We start from the raw sequence: 19,451 nt of genomic DNA, 5'->3' as shown, positions 1-19,451 counted from the left end.
TGCCGGCGGTGTTTGGCCGAGTAGTCGGTCCGGCTGTTGCCGACGCGGTGGCGCTCGGTGAGTGTCCCGTGCAGGAGGACGAACTTTGGGTCAGGTTCGCGTGGCGTCTTGGGCAGATCCGGAGCGTGGTCGGTGAGCAGGCTGGTGACAGTTGTGACGTAGGCGTGGGCAGTGCCGACAGATAGGGCGAAGCCTGCCGTGATGCGGGAGAGGGTGTGGTGGCGGTGCAGGTGCACGAGAGCGGCGAGCGCACGCTGGTGCGGTGGGAGTTTGCGCCGCCGGTCACCCTCGCGGGTGACGATGAGCATCCTGCCGCACTCGACCAGGCCATGAGGCAGGTCGAGTGCGGCAGGATGGGGAACCGATGAGGCTCCTGTGCCGGTGGGTTGAGACTTCGAACACCTCCACCAACGGCACGGGAGCCTCGTGCGTTTCGGCCCCCACCTCACCCCGCCGGCGTCACCCGATCGGTAGCCACCATGAAAACGCTCACTGCTTCGGGCGTTACAACGGCCAGCTACTCGAAGAAGCCGTGGCAGACCTCGAAGGTGCGGCGGCCGCCGTAGGCGCCGCGTCAGGCATGGCCGCGCTCACCGAAACGGTGCTTGCCCTGGTAGAGGCATGCGGCCACGCCGTCGCCGACGAACCCAACGCATATGGCGGCACTCGCAGTCTGCTCGAAGTAGACCTACCTCGTCTTGGCATCATCACGACCCTTGTCGACGCCGCCGACGTCGAACGGGCACTGACCCCGCGCTCCGGACTCCTGCTCGTCGAGTGCTGACCAACCCGCCGATGCGGGTCCCCGACCTTCCTGCCCTGGCCACCCTCGCCGCCGCTGGTGCCAAGCTAGTCGTGGACTCAAGGTTCGCCACGCCCGCTTCGATCCGGCCACTCGGCCACGGGGGCCGACCTGGTGTGGCACAGCATTCCCAAGTACCTCGGCGGCTACTCCGTCGCGATGGGAGGCATCGTGAGATCCGGTGAGGAATCGAGGAGGAAGCCGGCCGTCGCCGGCGGCACGCACGACGTGGGCCCTGCCGTGATGTGCGAGCTGCACGCGGCCGGTGTCGAAAGTCCTGTTGACCCGGCCCGTGCTGTGATTATCGGAGGTGGATCGCGAACCCGGTCTCACCGGGCACGTGCGCCTCCTTGAGGACCATGTTTTCGTCGTAGTCGCCACCGTTGCGGGAGCGGTACGGCAGCGGTTGCGTCGTCTCCAGCGTGCGCAGCCGCTCGCGCAGCGCGTCGCGGGCCTCGGTGAACTGCTCCGGGGATACCCGGTCGGCGCCGTACACCGCGTACGGCGGGAGGATCGACATCCCGGTGTAGAAGAACGTCCCGTGCTGGAGGCTGAACAGCAGGTCGTCCAGGGAGCCGTTGATGCTGCGCGGGCCCAGCGCCGCTTCGCTGGCGCCGCCCGTCACGACCGCCATCGCGCGCTTGCCCGCCAGTCTGCCCTCGCCGTAGTGGAGCGTGCGGCCGTCATCGCCGGACAGGCCGTACGCGAACCCCTTCACGAACACGCGGTCGATCCAGCCCTTGAGGATCGCGGGGACGCCGAACCACCACAGAGGGAACTGCACGACGACTGCGTCCGCCCAGGCCAGTTTCTCCTGCTCGGCAACGATTTCCGGGCTCAGCGTGCCCCCGGCGTACGCACGGGCGGACGCCGCCGCGACCTGCAGCCGCCTGTCGGCGGCCTCGGTGCCGTAGTCGGCCACGTCGACGACCGGATTCCACTTCATCGCGTACAGATCCGACTCGCGGACGTCATGGCCGAGGTTCCGGAGTGTCTGGAGGCTGTCGTCGCGGAGGGCGCCGCTCAGCGAGCGGGGTTCGGGATGGGCGAATACCCACAACACGTTCATGACTTAGATCATCCGACCGTCGCAGAGCGTGAGCGAGTGGCCTGATGGTCAATATGTGCAAGAATCGGGCCATGATTTCGCCTGTCGCGTTCGCGCACCCCGGCCGCCACCGCGTCGCCGTCCTGGTGCGGCACGGGATGCTCGTGATGGAACTCGGCATCGTCCAGCGGCTGTTCGGTCAGGCGCGCTCGGCGGCAGGCGAGCCGCTGTACGAGGTCGTCACCTGCACGCCCGAGCCAGGGTCTGTGCGCACCGACTCCGACGTCGTCATCCCCGTCCATCGCGGTCTGGAAGTCCTCGCAGAGGCCGATACCGTCATTGTTTCGGCGTCGATGGCCGACTACGAGCCGGCTGCGCGCGAGCTGGCCCCGCCGGTGCGCACCGCGCTTGCGCAGATCCGGGAGGGCACGCGGATCGCGTCGATCTGCACCGGCGCGTTCGTGCTGGCCGCCGCAGGCCTGCTCGACGGCCGCCCGGCGACCACTCACTGGCAATCCGCCGCGGAATTGCAGGAACGGTTCCCGGAGGTCGACGTCGACCCGTGCGTGCTCTACACCGACGACGGCGACGTCCTCACCTCCGCCGGCGTCGGCTCCGGGATCGACCTGGTGCTGCACATGATCCGCCGCGACCACGGCACGGCCGTGGCCAACGAGGTCGCCCGCGGCACAGTCGTCTCCCCGCACCGCGAGGGCGGCCAGGCTCAGTTCGTCCGCCGCCCGGTGCTCGAGCCCCGGACGTCGTCGACGAAGGCCGCCCGAGCCTGGGCGCTGGACAACCTTCACCGCCCGCTGACGCTGCGCGAGCTGGCGGCTCGCGAGTCGATGAGCATCCGCACGTTCACGCGCCGCTTCCGCGAGGAGGTCGGCATCTCGGCGCTGCAATGGCTTACGCAGCAACGAATCGAGCGCGCCCGCCAGCTCCTGGAGGAGTCGACCTTCCCGGTGGACAGGGTGGCGACGGAAGCTGGCTTCGGCACGGGGGCCTCGCTGCGCCAGCACTTCCAGGCGGCGCTGGGCGTGTCGCCGAGCGCGTACCGGTCGACGTTCCGCGGGTGAACAGGCGGCCCAGCCCGGCGAGCCTCGCGCTTTCACGAATGGGCCTGGCCATGCTTGATCAAACAAGCGGAGAGTGCTTCTGACCTGTAACGATGGGACTCGTCTAGGGTCCTGTTGGCCGCACGGAAAGAAAACACTCTCCAGGAGTAGGGGTAGCGGGTTCTATCCGCGGTCCGCGCTGAGGGAAGTGGCGGTAGGGCGGTCTCGCAGGCCGGAACGGTGCTGCTGGGGGGAGACGGTCCGCAAGTCCGGTCTGGCCTCGATCTTGCATGATGGTCCGCCGACGGAGTCGGTGGACCGTTTCGCCTTCTGTGGCTGATGGTGGGCATGCTCGCGGCCCGAGTGTCGCGTCGGGCGGGCGCCGGGTTCCACTACCGGGGGCGGGTGCTGTTGTCGTTGGGACGGTGTGAAGCCGTTGGTGGAGTGACCCCCGAGATTCCGACACCTGGACGCTGAATGTTTCGTCATCCAGGGGAAGTGATCCATGGTGGCAAAACGGAGGAATTTCCCGGACGAGTTCAAACGGGACGCAGTGGACCTTGTGCGGTCCTCGAAGAACCGGCCCCTTACCGACATCGCCCGGGGTCTTGGCGTCCATCTGGAAACGTTGCGGAAGTGGGTCCGAGAGGACACCGCCCGCCGCGCCCATGCGAGTGGCGACGAGGCTGATGCCGACATGACCTTGAGCGAGCAAGAGGAACTCAGGCGCCTGCGGCGGGAGAACGCCCGGCTGAAGGAGGACAACGAGATCCTCCGGAAGGCCGCCGCCTATTTCGCACGGGAGACGACACGGTGATCCGCTTCCGTTTCGTCGACGAGCACCGGAACGCCCATGGCGTGAAGCGGATGTGCGACGTCCTGGGCTGGGACCGCTCCGGCTACTACACCTGGCACAAGAACAAGGAGGCACGGCAGCAAAGGGCTGATGAGGAAGAGGAACTTGTCCGCCGGATCCGGTGCATCCACACCGACTCCCGGGGCGCCTACGGCGCTCTGCGGATCACTCGTACCCTGCGCCAGCAGGGAAGGGTCGTGAATCGCAAACGCGTCGCCCGGGTCATGCGGGAACGTCAGATCGCCGGAATAACCCGCCGGAAATCACGGTCCCTGACAAAGGCCGACCGTACGGCACCGCCCGCACCCGACCTCGTCCAGCGGGACTTCACCGCGCCGATGTCGGGCCTGAAACTCGTCGGTGACATCACCTGCTTGCTTACTGTTGAGGGATGGCTTTACCTGGCCACGGTGATCGACCTGTGCACGCGCGAGGTCGTCGGCTGGTCCATGGCCGACCATATGCGCACCCAGCTGGTCGATGACGCCATCCGAATGGCCCATGCCGGCGGACACCCGGCTGGCAACGCGATCTTCCACACCGACCGCGGATCGCAATACACGTCTCGCCAATTCCGGGAAACATTGGCCGAGTTGGACATCCGGCAGAGCACCGGCCGAACCGGGTCATGCTTCGACAATGCGGCTGCAGAGAGCTTCTTCACCGTACTCAAATCCGAGATCGGCACCACGGCCTGGCCGACCCGATCGCAGGCCCGGCAAGACGTATTCGGATGGATCGCGCAGTATTACAACCGGGAGCGGATCCACTCGACCATCGGCTACCTCACCCCACACCAGGCCAGGACCCGCTACAGACAACGGCTCCACCTCGCCGCATAAAACGAAAGTGTCGGACCTCAAGGGGTCACTCCACACCACCAGCTGCACCACGTGACCCACACCCACCTCGACCCGGAAGCCGGCCGGCCGCAGGCGGCGACCCCCACGGTCGCCGTCATCGCCCCACCGGCCGGCTCCCGGTACCCCCACGCCCTCCAGCACCGCGCACAGGCCGCCGTCGCGGTCAACCCCGACCCCGCCTCAACACCGGCCGCCCACAGCAGGGTTGGGGCGGGGGAGGGGTATACGCGGGTCGTCGACCACGACGGCGACCTGCCCCGCATCCTCCAGGTGCTCGGCGAAGCCGCCGTGGACACGGTGTTCGCGGCCAGTCCCACCGGGGTCGGCCTCGCCGAACGCATCGCCTGGCATCTGCGTCTCCCCGGCACCGGCAACCCCGCCTCGACCAGCCTGCGCACCGACCGCGGCATCCAGGCAAAAGCCCTCGCACGCGACGGGATCCCCGCGCCCGCCACCCTGCGCACCAGCCGGCTTGCCGAAGCTCTCGCCTGGGCCGACTGCGCCCAGGCGAGCGCCTACCGGCTCACCCTCGCCGCAACCGGCACTGCCGCCCCTCAGGCCCACTGCCACACCGCCGAACAGATCGCTCACGCCTGGCCGCGGATCCAGGAAGCCGCCCACCACCACACCGGCACGGCAACCCTCGCCTTGCAGGAACTGGTCAAAGGGCACCAGTACAGCGTTGACACCCTCACCCGGCCCGCGCCCGACGGACCACATCACACTGTCACCGGCATCTGGGCCCACCACCCCACCACACCCGGCCGACCACAACGATGTGACCTCCTGCATCGCAGCAACCTCCTCACCCGCCGCCTCTCCCTCGACGTCCGTCGCATCCTCGACACCCTCCACGTCGAAGCCGGCACCCTCACCAGCCACCTCGTCTACACAACCGACCGAGGCCCCCTCCTGCTCACCGCCCACCCCACCACCCACCGCTCCCACGCCGACGAAACCGTGTGGGACCTCACCGGCCATGACCCCCTCGACATACCTCCACGACACACATCAGGTGGCATGCCCGAAGGAGGCAGCACCCTCGGCCCGCGCATCACCCGCGTGCGCCTACCGAAGGCCAAGCTGCCGCCCCGGCTAGTGACACGCCTCCAAGCCCTGGATGCGATGAGGTGCATCGATTGCCGCCCCAGCCCGGCCCCTTGCTCAAGCCCAGAGGCCGTACTGGGGTGTGAGGTAGTGCTCAGTCACCCCAGCCGCCAAGCAGTCGAATACGGATACCACCAGGTCGCTGCTCTCATGACGGCTAATGGGCGGTACGCGCAGTCGACTTGACTGATCCCATCGAGATGGGCGTTCCAGCACTCCGATGCGAGTCGCTGCCTGCCTGCAGCGGGCCCACGATCGCGATATCCCGTCGACACCTCGCACTCCGCTGCCTTCTCGCCCGCCGTGGCATCAGCCCCCACCACGCAGACATGTGCTGAGAGTGAGTCCGGGGCCAGGCAGACCAGCACACTTGCAGACGCTGCGGAACGCCCGGCCCGAAATGGGCTGGTCCCCGCACGGACCGACTGGTTTACGCTGCCCCACCTACTCGTTCCCCCGTACTGAAAGGTCAGCCGATGGACCTGGAACGCCCCGCCTGGTTCGAGCGCGTCGGCGAATGGTGGGATCCGGTGGCAGGGGTCGACTTGGCCCGTCATGTTCGGCCAGCCGGTTTCTCCCCCGACGGAGCGTTGTACGTGCTGTGCTCCAACCCGCCCTGGTCCACCCAAATGCGGCTCCTCGCACCGCGGCTGATCACGCGACTCAACGACGCACGCCCCACGTGGGCTCCGAAGGTGACGCGGATCGCGACCCTGAAACCAGCACCGCTTCCTGATGAAATCACCCAGCACTGGGCAGATCTCGTGGGCGCCGATCTCGCCGGCGAGGTACGCCCGAAGTACCTGTCGGACTGGGAGCAAGAACTTGTCACCGAAGCGACGTCGGCCAACGCGGGCAATCTACTCGCCCAGCGCGCGCCCGTCGTTCTGGCCCGACTGCGCGCGGTGATGCCGGAGACCACGATCGTCCGGCTCCCCGAAAGCCTCCTCCGTCCGGTGCGGGTCATGATCGTGTCGGCCTCTGACTTCTCCGACCGGCAGGCACTGGAGGCCGTGCTGTTGGACACCTGGCACGACGCTGTTGAGACAGTCGGCCCCGGCCATTCGCTGTACCTGGAGCACGAGGGAAAGACTGCGGCCGACCAGATGGTGGAGGACTGGGTCGTCCAGGTCACGCGCGCCGACCTCCCATCCTCCCTGTTCGTGAGTGCCTTCCCGCGCGAACCGAGCACTGATCGGGACAATCCAGCCGCTGTTCGTGAAAGGGATGAGTACTCCGCTGCCCCGGAGCCGATCTGTGCCTGGTCTTTGCCGCCCAGGAAGACGAGGAGACTCCGCTTGCCGATCTGGCCCGCGAACGTGGCATTCCTGTGCGGCGATACGTGCAGTGACCGGCACCGGTCCAGCAAGGGAGAGCCGTGGCAATGGCAAGCGGCGTGCTTCCAGTAGGTCTGCTCCGAAAAGGAGTGTCGCGATCGACGCTTCAGCGTGGTGAAACGGCCTGCCTGAGGAGGCGTATCGGGCCGACCGTCCCAGCACCCAGTCGCCCGATAGGTGCCCTCAGGGGGAGAGCAACACCATCCCCGAGCGCACAGCCGAACAGGGCCAGACCCGCCCCCAATGCGCTCACGCCCGGCAGAACTCCCGTCTGCAGGGAGAAAATGAGAATCGGCAGGAAATTGGAGAGTGCGGACAGAGTGAGGCTCCTGCGCGAAAGCCTGACCGACCAAGCAAAAAGCATCGCCACAAAAGAAATCAACTGCAAGGCGATCACGACGCCACTAAAGTCGCCCGCACTGCCGTATCCGAGCTCCGCTCGCGGAGTGAAAACGCCGGCCAGGACGATCGCTGACGCCGCGAGGTAGGACGCGTCACCGTAACCGAGTCTACTGACGCACACTGTCCCGAAGACCGCTCCACAGAGGGAAATTGCCAGCGACCACGGCAGGATCGGCAGGTCCTCGCTGATAAGAGTGACAAAGACAGGCACGACGAACAGGAAGGCGACCGTGTCGCGCACGCCGCCTACGTGTCGGGCATACGGACGGCTGAGCATTTCGAGGAATTCTCTGCGCGACTGTGCCTGACGGGCAAACTTCCCTGCGACGCTGAGCTCCCACATCGACGCCACAGCCAGTAGTACGGAGAATGTCAGAAGTACTGCGCAATAGAGCAGGAAAACATCCGAATCCATGAGGCGCTCACCGTAGATGCCGGATTCGTCGTACGGATTGAGCAAACTCTCCTCGTTGGTGGCCATCTCTAGAGCCAACAACGCGATCACCACGGACAGGACGAGGTACATCAGCCCCGCGATGATGTCCCCGTACGAGTAGTCCTTCCGGTGTCGTGCGGAGAGATTGGCCAGGTGGACGCCGAGGGTGACGCGTTCCGTGTCCGGTGTTCCGGGAGTTGTGGCAACCGTGCGGTCTGCCTTCCCGCCCTGCGGGTCCGAGTACTGCCGGCTTGCCCGTTCGGGGGGAACGCGCTTCGCGATGGCCAAGTCGCCGGATCCGTCGAACTTGTACTTCGGAAGGGGGTGCCGGCCCGAAAGCCGGGTGTTCATGTGCCCCACCACCTCGGCCAGGCTGACGTCTCCGAGAGTGTCGGGGCCGTCTGGCTCAGCCTCAAGCGCGTCCGCCAGGGCCTGGGTGAAGGGGCTGGCCGTCCCTGGGGATTCAGCATCGGCAGCCGTGTCGACCGCACCGGACGCGGTGATGACGTATCTCCCCTTCCCGGCGAGTGAATCCGGGTTGACCTGAGCCCTGCCCTTGAAAGCCCCGCTGTGACAGCAGTCGAGAACAACGACGACTGTGCTGGCCGGCGTCTTCTTCATGATCTTGCTCAGCAAGTCCGTCGAAACCCCGGTGGAGACCATCCTGCTCTGCACCGAGTCTCTGCCGCAGAGGAAAAGTTCCTGCTGCTCTCGGACACCGTGCCCGCTGTAGTAGAAGAGCAGGGTGTCCCCCGCCTTCCCCTTAGCGAAGAAGTCTTCGGCCAGCTCCATGATTTCGTTCGAGGAACGTTCGTAGAAAACTTCTACGTCTTCAGTGTGGAACTTTCCCGTTCGCGAATTCGTAAGCGATGACCAGAGGACCAACCCGTCCTTCCGTGGCCCCTCCAGTCGGGGAAAGCGGGACGGGTCGTCAGGGAAGACGGAGTTGCAGATCACCAATGCGCGGTACATCGCCACCCCCGTTCGGCTATGTTGCATCAGGCAACAAGTAGATCGGTCGTTATCGTACTCGGCAATCTCCTAGGGAGGGTTGGGATGACTGCATCGGTGAAGATCAGAATCCGGACGGAGGTCGCCGGTCTGGCAGCTGATCACCCGGTCACGCAGGAGGCACTCGACGAGTTCGCGAGCGACGCCCGAGAGGTGGCGGGCCTCTCCGTTGAGGAGGGAGGCGCACCCGCCTCGGGTGAGAAGGGGGGTGTCTCGGAACTCATCCTGGCGCCTGGAGCGCCGTCTGCCGCCTGGGCCGTGGTCAAACTTGTGGAACTCTGGCTGCGGCGCGACCGCTCGCGCTCCATGACAATCACGATCCAGCGTGAAGGCGGCGACCCGCTCACGGTGAACGTCTCTGGTGAGCAGATCTCGACTCAGGCACTGGAGACGGGCATCACTAAGGCTTTCGGGGACGTCGAGGATGCACCGCAGGCCCCAGTGGCCGGCGAGGAGACGGCCGAGACGTAGACGAGGTCAGCAACTCGGAGCGCGGCGGGAGTTTGCAGCGAGCGGGTAGGCGGCCCAGGCGTACGGGCCACAGGTGAGGGCGACCATAGCCAGGGCGCCTTCGGTGAGCGCGGTCTCGGTCAGCATGCACGGAGGCGTTCGAGGAGTTCGGGTACTCCGATGACCGACGTGTACGGCCGGAATGCCGGGGCAAGGTCCCGTACGAGTTTCACGCAGCGCTCGGCGCCGATCCTCTGCGCCAGGTCCAGTGACTCGGTGGAGACGGCGAGGGCCTGTTCGATCTCCTGGGGCGGAGAGCTAGCCAAGAGACGTTGGAAGATCGGCGCCCATTGCGCGGGTCGCGGCGTCTAAGCGGGCGACCGGCTGGGGTGACCTGCCTGGAACATGGAAGACAGTGCGGTCAAAGCGGTAACGGGCGCTGTGCCTCGCGCACGCGCTCGCGTAGCGGGGCAGGATCTTCCTACGTGAGCGGATGATGCGGCACTGGTCATGATTGATCAGGCTGACCAGTCGGGTGTGGGGCTCGCAAGTGCTGGACGGGCTGCTGCGAGCCAGGGACTTTTCAGGGACTTTCAGCTCTGTCCCGGGGACTTTCTAGGGATTTTCCGCTGAGTAAGAGGGAAAGGCCCTGACAGCTCCGAAAGAAACAAAGCCCCAGGTCAGGGCCGGTTTGGTGTCGGTCAATGCCGCTCACGAGGCCGTGTCCCCGTGCAGTCAACATGGGTTGGGCGAGGACGCGCGGACGAGGACCTGGCGAGCGCCACGAGAGCCACCCGCCGGCAGCGCCGCCGTGGGCGCTGCTCCGGGTGAACTCGCCCTTGAACAGCGCCACTTGGCGGCGTCGCCGCACTCGCTTAGTACGTGTAGAACCCCGAACCGGTCTTCCGCCCCAGCCGGCCCGCCTCGACCATGCGCTGCAGCAGCGGGGGAGCGGCGTACAGCGGCTCCTTGTACTCGGCGTACATGCTGTTGGCGATGGAGACGATGGTGTCCAGGCCGATCAGGTCGGACAGTTTGAGCGGCCCCATCGGGTGGGCGCAGCCCATCTCCATGCCGTTGTCGATGTCCTCGCGGCTCGCGATGCCGGACTCGAACATCCGGATGGACGAGAGCAGGTACGGCACCAGCAGCGCGTTGACCACGAAGCCGGAGCGGTCCTGGGCGCGGATCGCGTGCTTGCCGAGCACCTTCTCGGCGAAGACCTGGGCGCGGCTGATGGTTCCCTCGGAGGTGGTGAGTGCCGGGATCAGCTCGACCAGCTTCTGCACCGGGGCCGGGTTGAAGAAGTGGATGCCGATCACGTGGTCGGGGCGGGAGGTCGAGACCGCCAGCTTCACCAGCGGGATCGAGGAGGTGTTGGAGGCCAGGATCGCGTCCGGGCGGGTCACCACCTGGTCGAGCACCTGGAAGATCTCCGTCTTCACCTGCTCGTTCTCCACGACGGCCTCGATCACCAGGTCGCGGTCGGCGAACTCGCCGAGGTCCGTGGTGAAGCTCAGCCGCGCCAGCGTGGCGTCCCGCTCCTCCTCGCTGATCTTGCCGCGCTCGGCGGCCTTGGCCAGGGAGTTGAGCAGCCGGGTACGGCCGATCTCCAGGGCCTCGCCGGTGGTCTCGGCGACCTTCACGTCCAGACCGGAGCGGGCGCACACCTCGGCGATGCCCGCTCCCATCTGGCCGCAGCCCACGACTCCGACCTTCTCGATGTCGGTCACATCGTCCCCTTCGCTGATCTACGGGCGGCCGGCAGGACCTCCGGATCCGGTGCCTGCTCCGTTCGTGCACGTTACCCGTAAGTATCGATGATCGATCGTGCGGGTGCGGGCATCCTGTGGCGCGGAGGCGATCCGTGACCGCACGGATCCGGAGAGTCAGAGGGACCCACCATGGCACAGGTGTCTCGCAGGGCGTTCGCGATGGCGGCGCTGTCGACGCTGGCGATGGCGGCACCGGGGGCGACGGCCGCGGCCCGGCCCCGGCGCGCGGCAACCGAGATGCGCGGCATGTGGCTGGCTACCGTGGCCAACCGCGACTGGCCCTCGCGCACCGGGCTGTCGGCCTCCGCCCAGCGCAAGGAGCTGACCGGCCTCCTCGACAAGGCGGTCGACCACCGGCTCAACACGGTGATGTTCCAGGTGCGGCCCACCGCCGACGCGTTCTGGCCGTCCACCCACGAGCCCTGGTCCCAGTACCTCACCGGCACCCAGGGCAGGAATCCCGGCTGGGACCCGCTCGGCGTCGCCGTCGAGGAGGCGCACGCCCGCGGCCTGCAACTGCACGCCTGGTTCAACCCCTACCGGATCGCCAACCACACCGACCCCGGCAAGCTGGCCGCCTCGCACCCCGCCCGCAAACACCCGGACTGGGTGGTGCGGTACGGCGGCAAGCTCTACTACAACCCCGGCGTCCCGGCCGTCCGCGCCTTCGTCCAGGAGGCGATCCTGGACGCGGTCGCCAGGTACCCCATGGACGCGGTGCACTTCGACGACTACTTCTACCCGTACCCGGTGGCCGGACAGACCTTCGACGACGACGACGCCTTCGACAGCCACGGCGGCGACTTCTCCTCCCGGGCTGCCTGGCGCCGGGACAACGTCGACCTGCTGGTGACCGGGACCGCCGCCGGGATCAAGAAGCTCCGGCCCGGCACCCGGTTCGGGATCAGCCCGTTCGCGGTGTGGCGCAACGCCACCACCGACTCCCGGGGCTCGGACACCAGGGCGGGCGTGGAGACCTACGACGACCTGTACGCGGACACCCGCAAGTGGGTGCAGAAGAACTGGATCGACTACATCGTCCCGCAGGTGTACTGGCAGATCGGCAACGCGGCCGCCGACTACACCAAGGTCGTGGACTGGTGGGCGGGGGTGGCCAAGGGGTCCAGGACCCGGCTCTACATCGGTGAGGCGCTGTACCGGGCCGGAGCCGCCGACTCCCCCTCGGCCTGGCAGAACCCGGCCGAGCTGTCCCGGCACCTGACCCTGGCCTCGCAGTACCCGCAGATCGGCGGGCACGTGTACTTCGCGGCCAAGGACGTGGCCGCCGATCCGATCGGCGCGCTGTCAAGAGTGGTCGCCGACCACTACCGGCAGCCGGCGCTCCCGCCGGGCTGACCGGCGCGCGGCCGACGACCCCTCGCTGCGGCCTGCCTACAGTTGCGGACGGGTCTCCTGGTGCCTGACCTGGCAGTCGGGACCGGGGGACATGATGGCCTCGTGGCCGTCCTCGAAACGGACCCGGTAGGGCGGGTTGCCCTCGGGACCCAGTACCTGGACGACTTCCGATACCTGGTCGTGCTGTCCGACCACCCTGCCGTGCTGGACAAGCTGGTCGCCCTCGGATGCACGCATCTCCAGGGCCTCCTCACGATCGCGATCGTTGGGTGACGGCGATGCACACGAGCACGGCGGCGGCCGTGAGTGGCGCGGCCACGGTGAGGTGCTCGCCCAGCAGCAGCACCGACCACACCAGTGTGAGCAGCGGCTGGGCCAACTGCAACTGGCTGGCCTTCGGAATGCCGACGGCCGCCATGCCCCGGTACCAGACCACCAGGCCGAGGAACTGCGAGCCCACCGCCACCCACAGCACACCGGCCACGCCGTGCGCGGTCCAGACGACCGGCTCGTACGACAGCGCGACGGCCGCGGCCGTCACGGTCAGAGGCAGACAGCACACCAGCGCCCACCCGATGACCTGCCAACCCGGCATGATCCGGGCCAGCCGGCCGCCCTCGGTGTAACCGGCCGCGCAGACCACGAGCGCCGCGAAGAGGTACCCGTCGGCGGCCGTGAGGGCCCCGCCGCTCTGGGCGATCGTGAACGCCAGCACGGCCGCCGCGCCCGCCAGGGCCGCCGCCCAGAAGGTGCGGGAGGGCCGCACACCCGTGCGCAGAGCGGACAAGAGGGCGGTGGTCAGCGGGAGCAGCCCCACCACGACGGCCGCGTGCGAGGTGGTGGAGGTCTCCAGGGCGAGCGTGGTCAGCATCGGGAAGCCGAGCACCACGCCGGCCGCGACGACCGCCAGCCCCGCCCAGTGCCGGCGCTCGGGCAGCCGTACCCGCAGGAACAGCAGGCAGCCGCCCGCCAGGGCCGCCGCGAGCACGCTGCGGACCGCCACCAGCGCCCAGGGCCCGAAGCCCTCCAGACCCCAGGCGGTGGCCGGGAAGGTGAGGGAGAAGGCGACGACCCCGAGTGCGGCCTGCAGGGTGCCGGCCCGGTGGGAGACGGGGGCGGCCGGAGGAGTGCCGACCGCTATCGAACTCTCCGCGATAGCGCTACTCTGTGCTCTCATGCAAGAGCGTAGCAGCGTCCTTGAACTGGCGGAACGGTTGCGACAGGACCTCGACCGCTACTCGCCTGGTGGAAAACTCCCATCGAGCCGTGCGCTCGTCGAGCGGTTCCGGGTGAGCCCCGTGACGGTCTCCCGGGCGCTGGCCCAGCTGGTCGCGGAGGGACTGGTCGTCACCCGGCCCGGCGCCGGCGCCTTCAAGGCCCGGCCGCGGGCCACGACCGGGCCGGTCGGGGACACCTCCTGGCAGGAGGTCGCGCTCAGCGCCGACGGCGCCCTCGACGTCGTCCCGCGCACGGTCGACGCGTCCGGGGTCACCGTCTGCCTCGCCGTCCCGCCGCCCGGCGTGCTGGAACTCAACGGCGGCTACCTGCACGCCAGTCTGGAACCCGAGCGCGCGATGGCGGCGGCCCTGGCGAGAGCCGGCCGGCGGCCCGGCGCCTGGGGGCGACCGCCCCTGGACGGGCTGCCCGAGCTGCGCGAATGGTTCGCGCGGGACATCGGCGGCGGGGTCACCGCCGCCGAGGTGCTGATCGCGAACGGCGGCCAGTCCGCGCTGGCCACCGCCCTGCGCGCGCTGGCCCCGCCCGGCGCCCCGGTCCTCGTCGAGTCCCCCACCTACCCCGGCATGCTCGCCATCGCCCGCGCCGCGGGCCTGCGCCCGGTCCCGGTCCCGGTCGACCCCGACGGGGTGCGGCCGGACCTGCTCGCCGACGCGTTCCGAGCCACCGGCGCCCGGGTCTTCGTCTGCCAGCCCCTCTTCCAGAACCCGACCGGCGCCGTCCTCGCCCCCGACCGCCGCGCCGAGGTGGTGCGCATCGCCCGCGAGGCCGGCGCCTTCGTGATCGAGGACGACTACGTACGACGGCTGGTGCACGCCGACGCGGGCCCGCTGCCCCGCCCGCTCGCCGCCGACGACCCCGACGGCGTCGTGGTCCACGTCGGCTCGCTGACAAAGGCCACCTCGCCCAGCTTCCGGGTGGCCGCGCTCGCCGCCCGCGGACCGGTCCTGGAACGCCTGCGGGCCATCCAGATCGTCGACACCTTCTTCGTCCCCCGCCCCCTCCAGGAGGCCGCCCTGGAGCTCGTGGGCTCCCCGGCCTGGCCCCGCCACCTGCGCGCCCTGTCGGCCGCGCTGAAGACGCGCCGGTCCACCCTCACCGGCGCCCTCGCCCACCACCTCCCCGAGCTCGCCCTCCCGCACATCCCCGCCGGCGGCTACCACCTCTGGCTCCGCCTCCCCGACGGCGTCGACGACGGCACCCTGACCGCGGCCGCCCTGCGCGCCGGCGTCGCCGTCACCCCCGGCCGCCCGTACTTCAGTGCCGAACCCCCGGCCGCCCACGTCCGTCTCTCCTTCGCGGCGGTCGCCGGGACGGGGGAGCTCGTGGAGGGCGTACGACGGCTGCGGGAGGCCTGCGACGAGGTGTTGCGCCCGGGACCCTGAACTCCGGACCCCCGAAATCCGATCGACGCCGGTGCGGCCGACCGGCGAGGATCCCGGCATGACCGTTGCGCCTGGCCTCCCCGAGGGCTACGAGTTCTCCGCCGACACCGGCCGGGTGGACGTCGAACGCGTCCACCGCTGGCTGTCCACCGACACCTACTGGGCGACCGGCCGCCCGCTGGAGCAGCACCGGCGGGCCATGGCGGGCTCGCTCAACTTCGGCATGTACGACACGGCCGGCGGGAAGCAGGTCGCGTACGCGCGCGTGGTGACCGACCAGGCGCTGTTCGCCTGGCTCGCCGACGTGTACGTGGACCCCTCGGTACGCGGCAGGGGTGTCGGTACGGCGATGGTCGGGGCCATCCGGGAGCACCTGCGGCCGTACGGAATCCGACGGGTGCTGCTCGCCACGCACGACGCCCACGGGGTCTACGAGAGGCTCGGATTCGCCGCGCTCGAACACCCGGACCAGTGGATGGCGCTCTACTACGAGCCGGCGAAGTGACATTCCGGCTGACTTGTCGGACACCTCCTGACCATTGGGTAACGTTTCACCCTCCTCACGTAATTCACCTATCAAGAGCCCTTGACCTGCGCACATGAGCGTCACACCATCACCGCATGTCACTTCGGGTCACGTTCGTCGCGGCCGCGCGCAGCTCACCGCTGCTGGCGGAGCGCTTCGAGGACGCCCGCCCCCTGGACCAGGCGGGCTGGGACGAGGTGCAGCGCGTCGCCGCCGACCTGCTACCGCTCGCGGCGGCCGAGCTGCGCTACTGTTCGCCGACACCGCGCAGCCGCGCGACCGGCGAGGGTCTGGGGTACGCCCCGCTGGTCCAGCTCGCCCTGCGCGACTGCGACATGGGCCGCTGGCGCGGCCTGACCCTGGGCGAGGCGATGGCCAGGGAACCGGACCAGGTGGACGCCTGGCTCTCCGACCCGCGCGCCACCCCGCACGGCGGTGAGTCGCTGCTGTCGTTCATCTCCCGGGTCGGCGGCTGGCTGGACACCCGCCCGGTGGGCGACGGCGGCCGCATCGTCGCCGTGGCCGAACCCTCGGTGATCCGGGCCGCCCTCGTCTACGCGCTCAAGGTGCCGCCGGCGACCTACTGGAACATCGACGTACGGCCCCTGTCGACGACCACGGTGACGGGCCACGGCGGTCGCTGGAACCTACGGTTCGACGTGTCGCCGGCTCAGGCCTCGCGCACGTAGCCGGTGGTCAGGACCAGGTCCTTGGCCGGGCCGCCGACCCGCCACACCGTCCGCCAGCGGTCGGCGTCCCGGACGGTGAACTCGCCCCGGTAGAGATCGGCCGCGCACGGGTGGTCGGCGACATACCGTCCCGAGGTCAGGTCCAGGTCGTGGAAGGGCCGTCCGTCGGCGAACCGAACGTCCGCCGTGCCCGGCCGCGACCCCGGCAGGAACCGCAGCGTCCGCTCGGCCGGCCGGGCCACCCCCTGCCAGGTGAACGTCCCCGACTCCTCGTGCAGCAGCCCGCCGCCGTCCAGCGGCCGGAACACGGTCGCCCCCTCGAACCACCCCTCGGCCCGGCCCGCCAGGTCCCGCACGGACCGCTCGACGCGCCACCGCCCGGCCAGATGAGCCAGCACGTCCGCCACCGGCCAGTACTCACCCATGGTCATCCCTTCTTCGGCCGGGGCGAGCCGGTCGGTGCCCCGCGCCCGGCCTGCTGCCGCATCTCCTGGGGGCGCCACGGGCGGTCACCCGGAACGCCTCCGCATACGCGGCGGCCGGTGCCCCCACATGCCCCGACCCTACGTCCGCCCCGACGGCGCGCTCACGGCTCCTGCCCGACCGGCAGCAGCCCACGTTCGGCGAAGACCTTCTTGGCGACCATGGTGGCGTTGAGCGCCTTGGGGAACCCGCAGTACCCGGCGGAGTGCAGCCACGCCTCGACGATCTCCTGGGGCGTGAGTCCCGCGTTCAGGGAGAAGTTGACGTGCACCTCCAGCTGGGGCGCGCAGCCGCCAGCGCGGTGAGCATGCCCAGAGTCACCAACTGGCGGTCGCGGAGCACCAGTTCGGGCCGGGAGCAGATCTCCCCGAAGCCCCAGGCGACGACCTGGTGGCCCGGCTCGGGGCTGGTGCCGGCCAGCGACCGGAGGACCCGCTCCCCGAGCCCGCCGTCGACCTGGCCCATGACCTCCAGACCGCGGGCGAAACGCTCGTCGCGGGTGGTGCTCTCGCTCGTGTCAGCTCGTGCGTCCATGAGGAGAACGCCAGGAGGCTGGAGCACGCTCCAGGTCAAGCCGGCGGTGTGCTCAGTCCCGGACGCGGATGGTCTCCGCCGCCGCCCGCAGTTCGCGGAGCACGGTCCGTACCGCCCTGCGGGCCGTGCGCTCGGGGCGGTGGAGCACGTCGATGTGGCGGTGCGCCTCGATGCCGTCGAGGGGGCTGAGGACGACGCCCGGATGCGGGCGGGACGTCCAGCGGGGCATCAGGGCGATCCCGCCGCCCGCGGCCACCAGTTCGGCGACCACCGAGGTCTCGTTGACGCGATGCACGATGTCGAGCCGGTGCCCGGCCGCGGCGGCGATCGCCTCGATGGTGGCGAGCAGCGGAAAACCGTCGTGCACGGTGATCCAGGGCTCGCCGGACACGTCCCGCGCGGTCAGCGCGGCCCGGCCGGCCAGCGGGTGGCCGGCCGGGAGGGCGACGTCGAGGGGTTCGCGCAGCAGCGGGGTGGCCGCGGCCGTCCGCGGCCAGGGCGGGGCGTGGTCGAGGCGGTGGGCGAGGACCAGGTCGTAGGCGCGCGTCAGGGGCGGGAAGCCGGCCTGGGGTACGTCCTCGTCGTGCAGGGTGAGCCTCGGGGAGCCCGGCCCGCGCAGTGCTCGCAGCAGCAGTGGATAGAACGCGGCGGCCCCGCTGTGGAAGGCCGCCACCGACACCGTGCCGGCGGGCTCCTCGACATACTCCTCGACGGTCTGCCGGGCCCGGGCCAGTGCCGTCTCCACCCCGATCGCCGCGTCGGCGAGGGCCCGCCCGGCCGGGGTGAGCACCAGCCGCCGTCCGGCGCGCTCGGTGAGCGGTACCGGGAGGGACCGCTGGAGGAGGCGCAGCTGCTGCGAGATCGCCGAGGGCGTCACCCGCAGCGCCTCCGCGACCGCGGTGACGCTGCCCAGTTCTCCCAGCTCCCGCAGTACGCGCAGCTGCCGTTCGTCCATCTCGTGAGTGTAGCTTCGCTACAGGATCGGTTGAGCAGGTCGTCATTTACTTCACGGTCCGGGACGTGGATCGTGAGCGGCATGCCGAACACCCGTCGTACCGACGGGGTGCTCCTGGCTCTCGCCGTCGTCTGGGGCTCCAGCTACCTGACGGCGAAGACGGCCACGGACGCCCTCCCCGTGCTGGTCGTCCTCTTCCTGCGCTACGCCATCGGCGCCCTGGTCTGCCTCGTCGCGCTGCGCGGGCTCGGCCCGCTCACCCGGGACGAGAAGCGTTCCGGCGCGCTCCTCGGCCTCACCCAGGCCGCCGTCCTCGTCCTGGAGACCTACGGCGTCGCCCGTACCAGCGCCGGGAACGCGGGCCTGATCATCAGCCTGACCCTCGTCCTCACCCCGGTCCTGGACCGCCGGCGGCTGCCGGCGCGGTTCTTCCTCGCCGTCGGCGCGTGCGTGGTCGGTGTCGGACTGCTGGTGTCGGACAACGGGCTGCGCGCCCCCGGCGCGGGTGACCTGCTGATGCTCGCCGCCGCGGTGGTCCGGGCCGGTCATGTGGTGCTGGTCGGACGGCTGACCGCGGGCCGGGCCGTGCGCCCGTTCCAGCTGACGGCCGTGCAGACCGCCGTCGGCGCGGCCCTCTTCCTGGTCCCGGCGGCGCCCGGACTGCCCGCACTCGCCCGGACCGGCGCCATCACCTGGGCCGAGCTGGTCTACCTCGCGCTGGGCTGCGGTCTGTGCGCGTTCCTCGCCCAGACCTGGGCGGTCCAGCGCACCTCGGCGACCCGGGCCAGTCTGCTGCTGGGCACCGAACCGGTGTGGGCCCTCCTGGTCAGCGTCGGCCTCGGGGGCGAACGCCTCACCGCGCTCGCCGTGCTGGGAGCCGCACTGATCGTCTCGGGGACGTACTGGGCGCAATCCGTCGAACGTGCCCATCGCGCGGTCTCCTCGGCGGAGGTGCGCGACACGGCTCTCCGGCGTACCGGCACCGGCTTCTCCGAGGCGCGTTAACCAGGAAAACATCTTCCTGAAATCTTCAGTTTCCTTTCGCGTCGTGAATTCTTTCCGATATTGCAAGCGGATTCGGAATTCGGCTTACTACTTCACGGTCGGCGCACAACCAGCAGGAACTTCCACCCGTCTAAGTC

The 19,451-nt window shown here is 69.4% G+C and carries 19 protein-coding genes and 2 pseudogenes; 11 read left to right on the top strand and 10 right to left on the bottom strand.

What is annotated here, in order from left to right; translation table 11 throughout:
• On the bottom strand, window positions 1-308 hold a 308-nt coding region (locus ACZ4O3_RS27465), incomplete at its 3' end, for a transposase family protein (RefSeq protein WP_467724738.1).
• Between the two features lie 56 nt (window positions 309-364).
• Here ACZ4O3_RS27465 and ACZ4O3_RS27460 point away from each other — a divergent pair.
• Window positions 365-784 carry a PLP-dependent transferase gene (locus tag ACZ4O3_RS27460; protein WP_467724737.1) on the top strand — a complete coding sequence of 140 codons (420 nt, stop codon included), beginning with the start codon at window positions 365-367 and terminating at the stop codon, window positions 782-784.
• Window positions 785-1,103: 319 nt separating this feature from the next.
• Here ACZ4O3_RS27460 and ACZ4O3_RS27455 read toward each other — a convergent pair whose 3' ends face one another.
• A complete protein-coding gene (locus tag ACZ4O3_RS27455; RefSeq protein ID WP_467724735.1) occupies window positions 1,104-1,871 on the bottom strand; it encodes an NAD(P)H-dependent oxidoreductase in 768 nt (255 codons plus the stop codon).
• Between the two features lie 44 nt (window positions 1,872-1,915).
• Here ACZ4O3_RS27455 and ACZ4O3_RS27450 point away from each other — a divergent pair, with 44 nt between their 5' ends.
• The 4 genes and pseudogenes from ACZ4O3_RS27450 (at window position 1,916) to ACZ4O3_RS27435 (ending at window position 7,143) form a co-directional block, all read left to right on the top strand.
• Window positions 1,916-2,929: a GlxA family transcriptional regulator gene (locus tag ACZ4O3_RS27450; protein WP_467724733.1), complete on the top strand. Its 1,014-nt coding sequence runs from the start codon at window positions 1,916-1,918 to the stop codon at window positions 2,927-2,929.
• Window positions 2,930-3,413: 484 nt separating this feature from the next.
• Window positions 3,414-4,606, top strand: a pseudogene (locus tag ACZ4O3_RS27445) (IS3 family transposase).
• A 51-nt stretch (window positions 4,607-4,657) separates the two neighbouring features.
• On the top strand, window positions 4,658-5,920 hold the full coding sequence (locus tag ACZ4O3_RS27440; RefSeq protein ID WP_467724731.1) for a hypothetical protein: 1,263 nt from the start codon (window positions 4,658-4,660) through the stop codon (window positions 5,918-5,920).
• Between the two features lie 290 nt (window positions 5,921-6,210).
• Window positions 6,211-7,143: a DciA family protein gene (locus tag ACZ4O3_RS27435; protein WP_467724729.1), complete on the top strand. Its 933-nt coding sequence runs from the start codon at window positions 6,211-6,213 to the stop codon at window positions 7,141-7,143.
• A gap of 34 nt (window positions 7,144-7,177) precedes the next feature.
• Here ACZ4O3_RS27435 and ACZ4O3_RS27430 read toward each other — a convergent pair whose 3' ends face one another.
• Window positions 7,178-8,881 (bottom strand): caspase family protein, encoded by a 1,704-nt coding sequence (locus ACZ4O3_RS27430; protein ID WP_467724744.1) that lies wholly within the window; start codon window positions 8,879-8,881, stop codon window positions 7,178-7,180.
• An 84-nt stretch (window positions 8,882-8,965) separates the two neighbouring features.
• On the opposite strand from ACZ4O3_RS27430, the gene ACZ4O3_RS27425 reads away from it, so the two are divergent.
• Window positions 8,966-9,391, top strand: coding sequence for an effector-associated constant component EACC1 (locus tag ACZ4O3_RS27425; protein WP_467724727.1), 426 nt, complete (start codon window positions 8,966-8,968; stop codon window positions 9,389-9,391).
• Between the two features lie 119 nt (window positions 9,392-9,510).
• Here the strand turns inward: ACZ4O3_RS27425 and ACZ4O3_RS27420 are convergent, their stop codons facing one another.
• Window positions 9,511-9,696 (bottom strand): hypothetical protein, encoded by a 186-nt coding sequence (locus tag ACZ4O3_RS27420; RefSeq protein ID WP_467724726.1) that lies wholly within the window; start codon window positions 9,694-9,696, stop codon window positions 9,511-9,513.
• Window positions 9,697-10,245: 549 nt separating this feature from the next.
• A complete protein-coding gene (locus ACZ4O3_RS27415; protein ID WP_467724724.1) occupies window positions 10,246-11,103 on the bottom strand; it encodes a 3-hydroxybutyryl-CoA dehydrogenase in 858 nt (285 codons plus the stop codon).
• 171 nt (window positions 11,104-11,274) lie between these two features.
• On the opposite strand from ACZ4O3_RS27415, the gene ACZ4O3_RS27410 reads away from it, so the two are divergent.
• A complete protein-coding gene (locus tag ACZ4O3_RS27410) occupies window positions 11,275-12,501 on the top strand; it encodes a glycoside hydrolase family 10-like protein (protein ID WP_467724722.1) in 1,227 nt (408 codons plus the stop codon).
• A gap of 36 nt (window positions 12,502-12,537) precedes the next feature.
• On the opposite strand, the gene ACZ4O3_RS27405 is transcribed toward ACZ4O3_RS27410, so the two are convergent.
• Together ACZ4O3_RS27405 and ACZ4O3_RS27400 are read right to left on the bottom strand one after the other, a co-directional pair.
• Window positions 12,538-12,738 carry a DUF1918 domain-containing protein gene (locus ACZ4O3_RS27405; protein ID WP_467724720.1) on the bottom strand — a complete coding sequence of 67 codons (201 nt, stop codon included), beginning with the start codon at window positions 12,736-12,738 and terminating at the stop codon, window positions 12,538-12,540.
• Between the two features lie 13 nt (window positions 12,739-12,751).
• Window positions 12,752-13,678, bottom strand: a complete 927-nt coding sequence (locus ACZ4O3_RS27400; RefSeq protein ID WP_467724719.1) for a DMT family transporter — start codon at window positions 13,676-13,678, stop codon at window positions 12,752-12,754.
• Between ACZ4O3_RS27400 and ACZ4O3_RS27395 the strand changes: the two genes are divergently transcribed.
• The 3 genes from ACZ4O3_RS27395 (at window position 13,677) to ACZ4O3_RS27385 (ending at window position 16,337) form a co-directional block, all read left to right on the top strand.
• Window positions 13,677-15,122 (top strand): aminotransferase-like domain-containing protein, encoded by a 1,446-nt coding sequence (locus ACZ4O3_RS27395; RefSeq protein WP_467724718.1) that lies wholly within the window; start codon window positions 13,677-13,679, stop codon window positions 15,120-15,122. The two genes, ACZ4O3_RS27400 and ACZ4O3_RS27395, sit on opposite strands and share 2 nt — an antisense overlap.
• A 58-nt stretch (window positions 15,123-15,180) precedes the next feature.
• Complete coding sequence (locus ACZ4O3_RS27390; protein ID WP_467724717.1) at window positions 15,181-15,627, top strand: GNAT family N-acetyltransferase; 447 nt, start codon at window positions 15,181-15,183, stop codon at window positions 15,625-15,627.
• A gap of 116 nt (window positions 15,628-15,743) precedes the next feature.
• Complete coding sequence (locus ACZ4O3_RS27385; RefSeq protein ID WP_362730570.1) at window positions 15,744-16,337, top strand: histidine phosphatase family protein; 594 nt, start codon at window positions 15,744-15,746, stop codon at window positions 16,335-16,337.
• Here the strand turns inward: ACZ4O3_RS27385 and ACZ4O3_RS27380 are convergent.
• The 3 genes and pseudogenes from ACZ4O3_RS27380 to ACZ4O3_RS27370 form a co-directional block, all read right to left on the bottom strand.
• The gene (locus tag ACZ4O3_RS27380; RefSeq protein ID WP_384992241.1) at window positions 16,319-16,762 is read right to left on the bottom strand and encodes a DUF6314 family protein; all 444 of its coding nucleotides are present in this window, start codon (window positions 16,760-16,762) and stop codon (window positions 16,319-16,321) included. The two genes, ACZ4O3_RS27385 and ACZ4O3_RS27380, sit on opposite strands and share 19 nt — an antisense overlap.
• Window positions 16,763-16,923: 161 nt before the next feature.
• Window positions 16,924-17,354: pseudogene (locus tag ACZ4O3_RS27375) on the bottom strand (carboxymuconolactone decarboxylase family protein).
• A gap of 52 nt (window positions 17,355-17,406) precedes the next feature.
• Window positions 17,407-18,309 (bottom strand): LysR family transcriptional regulator, encoded by a 903-nt coding sequence (locus ACZ4O3_RS27370; RefSeq protein ID WP_467724716.1) that lies wholly within the window; start codon window positions 18,307-18,309, stop codon window positions 17,407-17,409.
• A gap of 81 nt (window positions 18,310-18,390) precedes the next feature.
• On the opposite strand from ACZ4O3_RS27370, the gene ACZ4O3_RS27365 reads away from it, so the two are divergent.
• Window positions 18,391-19,314: a DMT family transporter gene (locus ACZ4O3_RS27365; RefSeq protein ID WP_467724714.1), complete on the top strand. Its 924-nt coding sequence runs from the start codon at window positions 18,391-18,393 to the stop codon at window positions 19,312-19,314.
• Window positions 19,315-19,451: the final 137 nt, after the last annotated feature.

Source organism: Streptomyces sp. NPDC026515, from assembly GCF_055567595.1.
This window is presented reverse-complemented; position numbering and strand designations above follow the sequence as displayed.